Genomic DNA, 12,262 nt, shown 5'->3' with positions numbered 1-12,262 from the left:
GGATCAGCGGGCGGAGGCGGTGGTGAAGGTCTCGCGGACCGTCGCTCCGTCGGCGCCCTGGGCGAGCAGGGCCTGCAGCAGGAGCCGCGCCTGGTACGGGCCGAGGTCTCCGGCGCCGATGAGCCCGCGGCCGAGGAGGTCCTTCTCGGAGCCCGGGAAGCCGTACGTGTCGGACAGGACGGGTCCGTTGCCGATGCGGGAGGCGAGGACCACGGGGATGCGGGCCGCGAGCTTGGTGAGCCCTTCGACGAGGCGCTCCGGGACGTGGCCGACGCCGAAGGCCGCGACCACGAGTCCGTCGCAGTTGCCGTCCCACAGGTCGAGCAGGGCTCCGTCATCGCCGAGGGTGACGGTGTAGAGCCCGATGCGCGCCTCACGGTCGGGGGCGCCGACCAGCGGTCCGCGGCGCGGCAGGCCGCTCACCATCCGCACCCGGTTCTCCGCGATCCGCGCGATCGGGCCGCACGCTGGTGAGGTGAAGGCGGCGGGGCTGGTGGTGTGGGACTTGCGGACGGTCCAGGCCGAGTGGATCTCGTCGCCGAGTACGACGAGGCAGCCGGCGCCCCGGAGTACGGGGTCGGCGGCGGCTAGGACGGCGGCGTGGAGGTTGGCCGGACCGTCGGCGCCGGGCAGGGTGGGGTTGCGCATCGCGCCGGTGACGACGACCGGCTGCTCGTGGCCGTGGTAGAGGTCGAGGAGGAAGGCGGTCTCCTCGATGGTGTCGGTGCCCTGGGTGATGACGACGCCGTCGACTTCTCCGGTCTCCAGCTCCGCCGCGATCGCGGCCGACAGTGCGGTGAGGTCCTCGAAGGTCAGGGATGCGCCGGGCAGACGTCGGAAGTCCCGAACCTTGAGGCCGATGCCACTCGCGGCCAGGGCGGGTACCGCGGCGAGGAGTTCGTGCGCCGAGAGCGCCGGTACGACGCCTCCGGTGGCGGGATCGGTGGTCATGGCGATCGTGCCGCCGAGGGAGAAGACCGCCACGTTCCTGACCGACTCCGTCATATCCCCTGCTCCCCTGTCCGGACGCCGCCGAGCGCGGCCTCACGAGTGGTTCACGCAGGCTATCGGGTCGGCGCCGTCCGGGTCCGCGGAATGATCACCACTTGCTCGGCCACGAACCGGCAGGCGGCCTCCAGCCCTTCGAGGCCGAGCAACCGGCTGCGCGGCCGGGCGAGCCGCTCGGTGCCGACGGCCGACAGCTGTGCGCACCGGCGACCGAGCCAGGAGGCGTCGAGGCCGAGGTACTCCGCGGTTGCCGCGAGGCGCTGTCCGGCCTGTTCGGCCGCCGTGGCCGAGTGGTGGCTGACGTGGTCCGTCACATCGGCGAACGTCCGCAGGGCGCCCGGCCGCGCGGTGACCGCGAGGTGCGACGCCCCCTCGGTCCGTACCCATGAGGCGATGACGGCGCGGCGCCCGTGGGAGAGCGCGAAGCCGTCGGTGTGGGCGAAGCCTCCGTCATCCGTCACCCAGGTGCGGATGCCGAAGGACTCCATGAGCGCGATGGCGAGGAAGAGCAGAACGCGCTCGTACGCCGGCGAGGAGGCGACCGCCGCCTCTGGGACGCAGAACCCCCGGCCGCTGGTACCGCCCGGACGCCGGGGTGCCATTCGTTCGAGGTAGCGGTACTTGTGCCGGAAGAACAGCCAGGTGGCGGCCTCCTCACCGCGCTGTTCCCTGGTCCAGAAGACGGGTGCGTCGCCAAGGTGGTCACGGTGGCCCAGGATGTACCGGGCTGCGGTCTCCGAGCCGATGAGCATCCGGGAGACTTCGGTCAGTCCCTGGGCGGAGGCGATCGGCGCGCCTGGGGAAGCGGTGAGCGAGGCCAGCGAGGTGTGCAGGGTCTGGTCGTCGCCGAGCAGTGCCGCCTCGAATCCCGACACGGCCCACAGGATGCCGTAAGTCAGGTCGTCCAGTTCGTACGCGGCGGGGATGTCGACCGGGGCGGAGGCGGTGGCGCGTACGCCGCTCGGTCGGGCGTCGGTGACGAACTGCCGGACCGCCCCGTCCACCGTGCGGTTCGCGACGACTAGCGCGCGCATCGGCATGGTGCGCCAGGCATCCAGCTCCGGGCGGGAGTCGAGTCTCAGGCTGTCCCCGAGGAAGGAGGCCGCCGGAAGGGTCAGCACGGGAAGCGCCGTCGTCGAGACGGACCGCCCGGCGGGTAACAGAAGCTGGCCCGGCCCTTCCGGCAGCGCCGCGTATCCACGGGCTCCGGTGTCCGCCGTCCCCGGTCGACCTGCGGAGTCCGGAATGTGCGCATCGGCCGTCGGCAGGAGCCCGAGCAGCTCCTCCGGGACTCCCAGCGCATCGGTCCACTGGACGAACTGCCGTCGGTCGCGGATCTGCTTGAGGCCGCGTTCCAGTCTGCTGACCTCGGCCTGGTCGATGCTGACCATCCGCGCCACACCGGCCTGGGAGAGGCCCGTGTGCTTCCTGAACAGCTTGACGACGGTGCCGAGTTCCCATGCGGCCACGGCTCGCCGGACCGTCGGATCACGCCAGAAGGCAGGGTCGGCCCGTCGGGCGGCCGGCCCGTCCTGGCACGAGGCGCATCGTGTACCGGCGTTGAAGCGACTGAGAAGGGCACCGCAGCGCGTACACCGCCGCTGTCCGCTGTCGACCATGGTCGGCATTCTCTCTCGCTCTGCGACCGCCCGGACACGTTCCGCTGGTGGCGCTCATAAACGCTCATGAGCGTGGGCCTTCGTGGCGGCCATCGTGGTGGAGCACCACCGACCGGAGCCGCGTGCCGCGACTCCCCGGACGTGAGGATCCGACCTGTGACCTCCTTGACCCTGCCGCCCCGGCCACCCGGTTCGCCGCCGCTGGCCCATGCCTGGCAGACACTGGCGGACGGGCTGCTGACCCAGCGGCTCCATCTCCATCTCGACGAATGGCAGGCGGCCGTCGCCGAGGAGAAGGCGCTGCCGGACGTGCCGGGCGCCGATGTCTCCGTTCTGGCCCAGCGCCCGTCTCCGCTGCCGGCAGGCGACGGGTCCGCGATGGCGCTGCTGGAGGACGCCGGGCTCGGCTTCTGGTGGGAGCTGCCCCAGCGGCACGGAACGGAGTCGCGGAACCGGCGAGGGGCACTTCACCGCGCCGCCGACACCGCTGCCCAGAACCTCCTCGCGGAGCAGTCCGGGGTGGCCTGGTCCGACGCCGTGACCGCCGTCAGCTCCGCCGCCGCGTGGTGGGTGGGCTTCTTCGCGGTCATTCGCCACCGCGGGGTGCACCACATCACGCTGGAGCCGCACCCGGGCCCGCTCCATGAGCAGGCCCTGGGCACCGCGGTGGGCGTCGTGGCCCACGGCATGGCCACGCGGGTGCTGGAGGCGGCGCTGCGTGACTCCGACGACGACCCGGCCCTCCGCACCGCGTACTGCCGGGCCATCGAGGCCGGCATCTGCGCCGAGCCCGAGCTGCCCCGCCTCATCGACGAGTTGGCGGAGCTCCGGCTCGTAGACCTGGTGTCCACCACGGCCCGCTGGCGGGGTCGCTTCACCAAGTACGCCGGCGGCACGGGGGCGGGGCAGGTCGAATGAACCACCGCTATCCGTTCATCGTCATCGAGGGGCTCGACGGCACCGGCAAGACGACGCTGCGCAAGGGCCTGTTCCGGCTCTGGCAGGGGCTCTACGGCGTCACCCCGCTCTGCATGCTCACCACCAACTTCCTCGCCGCCGACCAGGCCGCCGCCATCGTCACTGGCAAGTACCAGCCGAACGCCGGGAACCGTGACGCCTACCTGTCCGCGATCGCGGCGGACAAGCGGGCCACGCTGGATCGCCTCGTGCTCCCCCAGCGGCCGGCCCGGCCCGTGATCGCGGATCGCTGGCTCCTCAGCGAGCTGGCCTTCTTCGCCGTGAAGCACGGCATGAAGGTGTCGGAGACGTACGAGGCGCTGTCCGCGCAGCTCACCGCGGCCCCGGATCTCACGCTCGTCCTGGACCTGGAGACCGACACCTCGATGAGCCGGGCGCAGGCCCGCCAGGGTGACGCCGTCCGGGCCGACTGGGACGTGCACGACGTCCAGAGCCGGGTTCGCGAAACCTACGAGGCCGTGGTCTCGAAGCCCGACGAGTTCCCGCTCCTCGGCGATGTGGTCCGCCTGGACGCCCGCCGGCCCCGGTCCGAGGTGCTGCTCGCCACCTGGGACGTACTGCGCGAACGGCAGCTGGTGCCGTCGCTCGCCGCCCGTACGGAAGGACGAGAGACCCATGGCTGACGGCACGAAGGCGATGCATCTGCGTGAGGCCCTCGACGACAGCGAGCGGAAGCACCCTCTCCTGGCGATCGGTGCGGTGAACGCGCTCGCCGCGCACGTCGCGGCGGAGGCGGGCTTCGACGCCCTGTGGGTGAGCGGTCTGGAGGTATCGGCGGCCTCCGGGCTGCCTGACGCCAACGTCCTGGGTCCCCGGGACCTGTCCGACGTAGTCGCTTCGCTCGGCCGTGTCACCGATCTGCCCGTCATCGTGGACATCGACAACGCGGGCGGTTCGGGGCGCACGGCGGAGCGGTTCGCGTACGACCTGATGCGCGCCGGAGCCGCGGCGGTGTGTGTCGAGGACAGCGCGTACCCGAAGTGCAACAGCTTCGCGGCCCACCGGGCCCAGAACCTCGCCGACCGGGACCTGCTGTGCGAGCAGGTGGGGCGCATACGGAAGGTCGCCGGCGACGGCCTCGTGGTCGTGGCCCGCACTGAGGCCCTGATCGCCGGCGAGGACATGGCCACGGCGATCGCCCGCGCCGAGGCGTACGCCGAGGCCGGAGCGGACGCGGTACTCATCCACTCCAAGGACGCGACCGGTGATCAGGCGCGGGCCATCGGAGGTGCGTGGAGGCACGGCGTACCGCTCGTCAGCGTGCCCACGGCGTTCCCCGACCTGAGCGCCGCCGAACTCGGCGAGGCCGGCTTCGGCCTCTGCATCTACGCGAACCAGCTCAGCCGTGCCGCCCTCGCGGGTATGCGCACCGCCGCCCGTCAGTTCCAGCGCGGAGGGAGTTTCCGCTCCACCGTCGCGGGGTCCCTCGCGGAGGTCGGCGACCTGATGCGCGTCGGCGAACCGGAGGCACTGTCGTGCCTCTGACAGCCGAGCTGCCTCGGATCAGCGTGTCCGTGAAGGCGGCGATCGTGCGCGACGGCGCCGTCCTGCTGCTGTCGTACGACGACGAGGCCGGGTTCCACTACAACCTTCCCGGCGGCAAGGCCCAGGTCGGCGAGGACCTGCGCGAGGCCGTGAACCGCAAGGTCGCCCAGGAGACCGGCCTCCAGGTCGTGGCCCGGCGTCTGCTGTGCGTCGTCGAGTACGTCCCCGAGTCGTGGCAGGGCGAGTTCGGAGACGTGCAGAAGGTCCAGTTCAACTTCCTCGCCGAGCAGGTGGACGACGCCGAGCCGCGCATGCCGGAACCGCCGGACCCCATCCAGGTGGGCTTCGAGTGGGTTCCGCTGGAACGTCTGGGCGACGTGTACCTGCTGCCCCGGATCAACCGGCCGCTGTCGGCGGCGTTGAGCGGGGAGCTCGCCGACCCCTTCGTGGACAGGTGGTGACCTTCATGGATCCGACGCTGAAGGATCTGCGGGAATGGCTGCTGCGGGAGCACTCAGGGACGGTCTGTACCGACCGGCTTCGCGTGGTCGCCAACGAGCTCGCTGACATGACCGCCTGCGGTCTGCCGGGAGCCGTAGTGGAACTCGGCTGCTACAGGGGTGCGATGGCCCTCTGGATCCGTTGCGTGCTCGACTCGCTGGGCGACCGCGACCGCGAGATCCACGTCTACGACTCCTTCCAGGGCATGCCCGCGCCTGGCACCGAGGACTCGGACCACCTGGCGGCGGGCGAGCTCCGGTCTTCCCCGGACGACGTGCGCGCCACGCACGCGGCCTGGGGCAGGTCGGCGCCGGTCATCCATCCGGGATGGTTCGACGAGACCCTTCCCAAGGAGCTGCCCGACGAGATCGCGTTCGCCTACCTGGACGGCGACTTCTACGACTCGACCCTCACGGGACTCACGCACTGCGTCACCCGCCTGATGCCGACGGGCGTGTTGTTCGTCGACGACTACGCAGACACGGCGGTCAATCCGCGAGCCTGGGACGGGCTCCCGGGGGTGAAGCGCGCCTGCGACGCGTACTTCGGCGCGCCTTCGCCCGTGACCGTCGTCGTCGGCGAGGGTGATCTCGCCTTCGGCCGGTACGAGAAGCCGGAGTTCCTCGGGTGAGCGCTGTCATGGTGTTACGCGGTGCGGCGGACGCGAGCGCGATCCGCCGCGCCCTGCCCGATGTCGTCGTACACGAGTTGCCGGACCTGGACTCGCCTCCGCCCGCCGACACGGCCGTGCTCGTCCTGCGTTCCGGCGTCCGTCTCGGCGAGAGGGAGCTCGACGCGCTCCCCCGCCTGCGGCACGTCGTACGGGCCGGCTCCGGCATCGACCACATCGACGTGAGCGCCCTCCGGCACCGTGGCATCGCGCTGCACCGCAACGCCGAGGCCGGCGCGGGTGCCGTGGGCGAGTGGGTCCTCGCCGCTGCCCTCTCCCTGGCACGGCGCATCCCCTTGGGGCAGCACGCGCTGCTGCTCGGTCAGCACGAGAAGCAGGCGTGCATGGGTGCGTCACTCGGCACCCTGGCCGCAGGTATATGGGGCGCGGGCCCGGTGGGGCTGGCCGCCGACTGGGCCCTCGCTCCTTTCATGGACCGGACGGCCTTCGCCGCGTGGCCGTCGAACCCTCCCGGTCTGCGGGAGTTGCCGCAGGCAGCCCTCGTGGAGCAGTCGCAGGTACACGTGATCGCTCTGCCGCTGCGTCGCACGACCGAGCAGCTCATCGGCGAGGACTTCCTGGCACGCGTCGCTCCGCAGCGGCCTCTGCTGATCTGCGCAGGGCGGCTGGAGACCCTCGACGTCGCCGCCTGCCTGCGGGCTCTGGCGGATGGGAGGCTCTCGGGCCTCGCCCTCGACCCGGTCGAGCGGGAGCACCTGCCGCTCCTCACCGGCTCCACGACGCCGCTCAACCTCCTGGCCTCGCCCCACATCGGCGCCCAGCGCTCCGACGTGCGCGGCGCGCTCGACCGATGGGCCGTCGATCTCCTCAGGGAGATCACCGCTGACGACAAGATCCTGATCGAAGGAGGGAACCGGTGAACCCATCGGCACGGCTTCGTCGGGAGATCGCCGACAGAGTCGCCCAGGCGCTGGTCGCTTCCGGCGAGGCCCGCGAGGTCTGGCTGGAGGGAGCCCTCGCCTGCGGCTTCGCCCACGCGGCGAGCGACATCGACCTGCGTGGCATCGTGGACGGCGCCCTTCCGGCGTGGGAGTCGCGCATCGTGGACGGCGTCCGCGTCGACCTCCAGGCGACGGCGCCGCAGCGGGCCGAGGAACTCCGTCACCTGCTCCGCTCCTTCGACGTGCGCCGCGACGACCTCGGATCGTTCCGCCGGGTACGCGCCTCGATGCACGACCTCATGTGTCTGCGCACCGCTCTCTCGTACGGTTCCGGACGCTGGTATCCGGTGCTCACTCACGAGGAGCACCAGGGCTACCGACGCTGGGCGGTCGCCGACCAGGCCGAGGTCGCGGCAAGTCTCGCCGAGGACCTGACCGGCCTCGTCGAAGACGGCCTGTCCGAATCGGCCGACGTCGTGTGCCGGAAGCTGGAGACCTGTCTCGCCGCGCTCGGCTGCGCGGCGGCCGGCCACCCGGTCCTGGGCGACAAGTGGCTGCCGCTGCTTGCCAGCGCTCCGTTCCATCCGCCGATCGACCCGGCCCGCCCGGAAACGTGGGAGTGGTTCCGTCCGGTTCAGCGACGCGTGACCAGAGCGCTCCTGGACTGCTGGCCCGTCGACGACACGCCGCAGAAGCCTCCCAGCCTGGGTACCCCTGACGCTGGCTGGCTGCCCCAACGGTACGCCGACGGATGGTTCCTTCGCCGTGGCGACGTCCACATCCCCATCACCGGCGGACAGCTTCTCGGGTGGCTGTCCACGGTCTCCACCGATGGCGCGTAGACCGCGCCTCTCCTCCTCGGGAGTCCTCTGATGCCCGTCGCCCGCACCGCACCCACGGACCTGGAGAGTCTCTACGCCCCGTTGCCGAGCACCGGGCCGGACACGGCGGTCTCCGTCATCCTCAAGCTCCGGGGAGAGACCTGCGACATCGACTGCCTGTACTGCTTCGAGAAGCGCAAGGAGTCACCGGGCGGCGCCCGTATCAGCGCGGCACAGGTCCACCGCCTCGGTTCGATCTTCTCCGGGCGTCCGCTCAGCGTCGAGCTCCACGGCGGGGAGCCCCTGACCGCCGGCCGGGAACGAATCGCGGAGATCCTGGACGCGCTCGCCGCACAGCCGAACGTCATCCGCGTGAGCCTCCAGACCAACGGCCTCCAGCTCGACGACGCCTGGCTGGACCTGTTCGAGCGGCACTACCCGGAGCTGGAGATCGGCATCTCCTTCGACGGGGACGCGCTCGGGAACTCGTGGCGCGTCGGCTACGACGGCCGCCCCACGCACCCCCGAGTGGTCGAAGCCCTGGAACTCCTCGGCCGTCGGGAACGCCGTGTCGGCGTCATCTGCGCCGTCACCCCGTACGTCCTCGGCCGGGCCTCCGAGGTCATGGAGCACCTCGCCTCCTTTCCCGCCGTGACGACGGTCAGCCTGGTGCCATGCTTCGACACGGCGGTCACCTGGTCGACCACAGCGGTCGGATCCCGTCCGTCGACCAGTCGGGCACTCCAGCGACGGGCCATCGGCCCCACCGGTCCAGCCTGGGCCGTCACGCCTCGTCAGTACGCCGACTTCGTGCTGGAGGCCGCCCACCACTGGGTCGGCGACGGCCTGTTCCGCCGCGTCAAGCTGGAACCCGTCGTCTCCGTCATCCGCCGACTGAGGGGTCTACAAACCCGTTCCTGTCACTTCTCCGACTTGAAGTGCGACCACGTCCTCACCCTTTACCCCGATGACCGCCTGGGAAGCTGTGACGAGCTGCCCTGGCCGCAGGCCGGCCTAGCCGCGCTCGGCGACGTACACGCCGAGGCGGTCGTGGCTGGCGCCCAAGGCAGCTCTCCCCTGCTTCAGCAGGCCCGCTCCCTGATCATGAAGTGCACGACCTGCGACTACCGCGACACCTGTGGCGCGGGCTGCCCCGCGGTCCGCCTCCGCTTCGCCGCCGTTGGCGACGAAGACGCGTACTGCGACCACCGCATGCGGCTGATCGACGGCGTCGCCGCCCTGCTCGCCCAGCCGGATCTCCCGCCCGGTGCCTCCTGTTCCAGGCTGCGCTGGCGTCCCGTCCGCCCCAACGACATGCACCACGTCTCGGCGTTCCTGGCCCGGTGGGACGACCCAGCCGTGACCCGCCCGCCCGCGCGCCTGCAGGTCAGCGCCCACGGCAACATCAACACGGTCGGCCTCCCCGGCATTCACGAGGCGGACGATCTCGACCCCCACCACCCCCAGTGGTACGAGGGCATCGAGCCCGGCGTCCGTCCGGTCGTCGACGCCCTCACCGCGGGCTGGAACACCGTCACCTATGACAGCTGCCAGGGCCACACCTACGCCGGCCTCCCCGAAACCGAGCCCCGCTTCCTCTCGGTCGGCATCCTCCCGCGCGACCGCGCCGAGTACGCGCGTACAGCGGCGCGCCTGTGCCGCGCCGCCAGCCGAGCCGAGTCCTCCCTGCCCGGGGCGTGTTCGTTGGTCCTCGGTCGCAGCGAGCTCACCTGCCGCACCACCGGCCGGGTGTATCCGACGCTCGACCTCCACCTCGTACCCGCTGCCGGCACCACGCCTGCCGAGTACTTCGAGGACCTCGCCCAGGCCGTACACGTACTCACGGAGGCCCTGGCCGAGGCCGCCTCTGCCCCGCCTTCCACCCCCTGCGCATGCGGAGGCGAGCAGTGATCCACATCGCCGAGACTCTGTCCATCCGTACCGTGGAGGGCTTCCTCAAGCCGGACGAGATCGAGCGACTCACCCTCGTCATGGACGACACGCTCGGCTCCCTCGGACGCGACCGGTACGGCACTGGCCGCCGCATTACCATCCACGAGATCCCCGGTCACTCCCCCGCCGAGGCACAGGACGTCTACGAGCCTGCCGGCCGGATCGAGATGACCGACGTCCCGCGCGAGGCGACAAACCTCCTCGACCAGGCCCTGAAGCTCCACATGCCCGCCATCACGCGCACCCTGCCGTCGGTCACCGGCCACCGGCCGTGGATCTACCTCGAATACGGTGCCGGCCAGTACATCACCCCACATGCCGACGGCATCGCCCCCGATCCCCTCACTCGTCCCCGCCAGATCGCCGCCGCAACGGTCACGCTCACAGACATCCACGAGACGGGCGGCGCGTTCTACGTGGAGACGACGGGCAGCGACTCCGTCTGGACCGCCGACGAGGCGCCGACCGGGTCGGGTTACGCCCAGGGGATGCGCTTCGCACACGACGGGACGGACATGTCCTCCCCCTGGTTCCGCACCATGCCCCGCACCCGATGGATCGTCGCACCCGCTCCCGGAACGCTCGTGGCCTTCGGCAGCCAGCTCGTCCACGGCACCGAACCGGTCCGCGCCGGCCGCGTTCGCAAGTTCCTCACGCTCTTCGTCTCCGAGTAGGAGGCTTCGCCGCCATGACCGGCCCCCGCGGCCCGCCCCACAGCCACCCTCCCCCAACCCACGGCCCCGACCAGAGGAGAGAGCGAGCAGTGGCAGAAGACAAGAAGTTCGACGAGTTCCTGGAGGCAGTCGCGTCCCTGCGCGACAGCGACCCCGTGCGCACCACCGCGCACACCTCCAACGCGGCCACCGAGACCTGGCTGGCCACCACGGTGCAGCCCGACGCCGCTGAGCCCACCACCGAGTCCTGACCCGCCACGGGGCCGGGCTCGTCCCGGTCCGGCCCCGTTCCACCCCGGAGCCCCAGATGAGCGCTCTCTCCCCGGAAGCCCTGGTCGCCCTCGGCGGCATCGCCGACCACCAGCGCCTACGGACCAGCCATATCGCCTCTGTACTCGGCAACCGCCTCGGCTCGTCCGCCCTCGACTACGCCGTCGCCCACCACCTGCTCGAAGGTGCCGAACACGCCGCACGCGCCCGGGACGCGGACCGCCTCGACTGGTACCGAAATGCGACGGTGCGAGACCTGACCCACCTTTCGACCGGCCCGCACCTCGTGCTCAGCCCACGCCCCGCGGCCCTGCTCCGCTCGGAGATCTCCGAAACCGCGTACTACCTCGTCGGCCCCGACACCAGCCCTGCTCTACCCGAGGCCCATGGCCTCGTTCGTGCCGCCCTCGCCTCCGCGACCGAGCACGGCTTCGGCACTCTGCTCACCCAGCACGCCCCCGTCATCTGCCTGCTCAACCGCCGCCGACTCGACGAGACCCTCCACAGCTGGGCCATCACCCGCCTCCCGGGCACCGTCTTCACCGACTACACCAACCATCCCGAGGTCCTGGCCCGCGACATGATCCACGAGTCCGCCCACAACTGGCTCAACGACGCCCTGACCGCGCACGGAGTGCACCTCCCTGCCGACGTCACGTTCTTCTCCCCTTGGCGAGGCGCCCAGCGCCCCGTCTACGGTTTCCTGCACGCCTGCTGGGCCTTCTCCCTCACCGTGCTGTACGCACGGCAGGCCCGCTACGCCGCCACGGCCCCTGTGGTTCCCTTCCTTGACGCCCACCTGCGCCATCAGGAGCGGCAGTTCGCCTCTGTGTCTAACTCGCTGACGGAAGCGCTTTCCTACGTCTCCGCCGAGGTGGTCCGTGATCACGTCAGCCACGCCGTATGCAGGGCCGTTCAACCCGCTTAGCATCGGCGGGCTCTTGTCGGTTTGGGGCCCGTCTTTTCGACGGCGTGTTTTGGCCCCACTGGAACTCATCCTCGACGTGCAGGCTGCCCAAGCTCAGCCGAGCGCTACGAGATTTCCGCAGAAGCCGACGACCACCCCGACGAGCAACACAGCAGGACCCCAGTAGCTAACCGTTACCGACTGCAAGCCGCCTTCCAGGTACTCGCGGACCTCCATGAGCTGAGTCTGCACGGACCGCCGCGTGGCATCGAGGTCACCTTGCAGCCTAGTCTCCAGCCGCGCCGTTACTTCCTGGTCTCGACGGTCAAGCTCCTCGGGAAGGCTGCGCTTCCACTTCTCCAAGTCCCCTACGCGCCGTGGGTCTGTCAATCGAACGGTGTAACGCGGGTGGTTGGGGTTACTGACGAGCTGCGGAGAGCCGGCCGTCGAAGGTGATGTCGAAGGCGTTCAGAG

General features: G+C 70.9%; 14 protein-coding genes. 11 read left to right on the top strand and 3 right to left on the bottom strand.

All coding sequences use genetic code 11. The features are described 5' to 3' along the window. Positions 1-3: 3 nt before the first annotated feature. Together ACFUJR_RS28660 and ACFUJR_RS28655 are read right to left on the bottom strand one after the other, a co-directional pair. Positions 4-1,005, bottom strand: coding sequence for an asparaginase (locus ACFUJR_RS28660; protein WP_383169942.1), 1,002 nt, complete (start codon positions 1,003-1,005; stop codon positions 4-6). A gap of 59 nt (positions 1,006-1,064) precedes the next feature. After that, on the bottom strand, positions 1,065-2,477 hold the full coding sequence (locus tag ACFUJR_RS28655) for a helix-turn-helix domain-containing protein (protein ID WP_383169943.1): 1,413 nt from the start codon (positions 2,475-2,477) through the stop codon (positions 1,065-1,067). Positions 2,478-2,783: 306 nt separating this feature from the next. Between ACFUJR_RS28655 and ACFUJR_RS28650 the strand changes: the two genes are divergently transcribed. The 11 genes from ACFUJR_RS28650 to ACFUJR_RS28600 all read left to right on the top strand — a co-directional run bounded on the left by ACFUJR_RS28650 (position 2,784) and on the right by ACFUJR_RS28600 (position 11,809). Continuing rightward, a complete protein-coding gene (locus tag ACFUJR_RS28650) occupies positions 2,784-3,545 on the top strand; it encodes a hypothetical protein (protein WP_383169945.1) in 762 nt (253 codons plus the stop codon). After that, positions 3,542-4,228 (top strand): dTMP kinase, encoded by a 687-nt coding sequence (locus ACFUJR_RS28645; protein ID WP_383169947.1) that lies wholly within the window; start codon positions 3,542-3,544, stop codon positions 4,226-4,228. The genes ACFUJR_RS28650 and ACFUJR_RS28645 overlap by 4 nt, the downstream gene beginning before the upstream one ends. Further along, positions 4,221-5,090, top strand: a complete 870-nt coding sequence (locus tag ACFUJR_RS28640) for an isocitrate lyase/phosphoenolpyruvate mutase family protein (protein ID WP_383169949.1) — start codon at positions 4,221-4,223, stop codon at positions 5,088-5,090. Before ACFUJR_RS28645 ends, ACFUJR_RS28640 begins: the two co-directional genes overlap by 8 nt. After that, on the top strand, positions 5,081-5,551 hold the full coding sequence (locus tag ACFUJR_RS28635; RefSeq protein ID WP_383169951.1) for an NUDIX domain-containing protein: 471 nt from the start codon (positions 5,081-5,083) through the stop codon (positions 5,549-5,551). The genes ACFUJR_RS28640 and ACFUJR_RS28635 overlap by 10 nt, the downstream gene beginning before the upstream one ends. A gap of 5 nt (positions 5,552-5,556) precedes the next feature. Continuing rightward, positions 5,557-6,222, top strand: coding sequence for a TylF/MycF/NovP-related O-methyltransferase (locus ACFUJR_RS28630; RefSeq protein ID WP_383169953.1), 666 nt, complete (start codon positions 5,557-5,559; stop codon positions 6,220-6,222). Beyond that, the gene (locus ACFUJR_RS28625) at positions 6,219-7,142 is read left to right on the top strand and encodes an NAD(P)-dependent oxidoreductase (protein WP_383169955.1); all 924 of its coding nucleotides are present in this window, start codon (positions 6,219-6,221) and stop codon (positions 7,140-7,142) included. The genes ACFUJR_RS28630 and ACFUJR_RS28625 overlap by 4 nt, the downstream gene beginning before the upstream one ends. After that, positions 7,139-8,005, top strand: a complete 867-nt coding sequence (locus ACFUJR_RS28620) for a hypothetical protein (protein ID WP_383169957.1) — start codon at positions 7,139-7,141, stop codon at positions 8,003-8,005. Before ACFUJR_RS28625 ends, ACFUJR_RS28620 begins: the two co-directional genes overlap by 4 nt. Before the next feature lie 30 nt (positions 8,006-8,035). Further along, on the top strand, positions 8,036-9,895 hold the full coding sequence (locus ACFUJR_RS28615) for a radical SAM protein (protein ID WP_383169958.1): 1,860 nt from the start codon (positions 8,036-8,038) through the stop codon (positions 9,893-9,895). Continuing rightward, positions 9,877-10,611, top strand: coding sequence for a 2OG-Fe(II) oxygenase (locus tag ACFUJR_RS28610; protein WP_383169959.1), 735 nt, complete (start codon positions 9,877-9,879; stop codon positions 10,609-10,611). Before ACFUJR_RS28615 ends, ACFUJR_RS28610 begins: the two co-directional genes overlap by 19 nt. A gap of 89 nt (positions 10,612-10,700) precedes the next feature. After that, positions 10,701-10,862, top strand: coding sequence for a hypothetical protein (locus ACFUJR_RS28605; protein ID WP_383169961.1), 162 nt, complete (start codon positions 10,701-10,703; stop codon positions 10,860-10,862). Positions 10,863-10,918: 56 nt separating this feature from the next. After that, positions 10,919-11,809: an aKG-HExxH-type peptide beta-hydroxylase gene (locus ACFUJR_RS28600; protein ID WP_383169963.1), complete on the top strand. Its 891-nt coding sequence runs from the start codon at positions 10,919-10,921 to the stop codon at positions 11,807-11,809. A gap of 93 nt (positions 11,810-11,902) precedes the next feature. Here ACFUJR_RS28600 and ACFUJR_RS28595 read toward each other — a convergent pair whose 3' ends face one another. Then, positions 11,903-12,151: a hypothetical protein gene (locus tag ACFUJR_RS28595; protein WP_383169965.1), complete on the bottom strand. Its 249-nt coding sequence runs from the start codon at positions 12,149-12,151 to the stop codon at positions 11,903-11,905. Positions 12,152-12,262 lie beyond the last annotated feature (111 nt).

The sequence above is a fragment of the Streptomyces sp. NPDC057271 genome (assembly GCF_042668715.1).
Lineage (GTDB): Bacteria > Actinomycetota > Actinomycetes > Streptomycetales > Streptomycetaceae > Streptomyces.
This window is presented reverse-complemented; position numbering and strand designations above follow the sequence as displayed.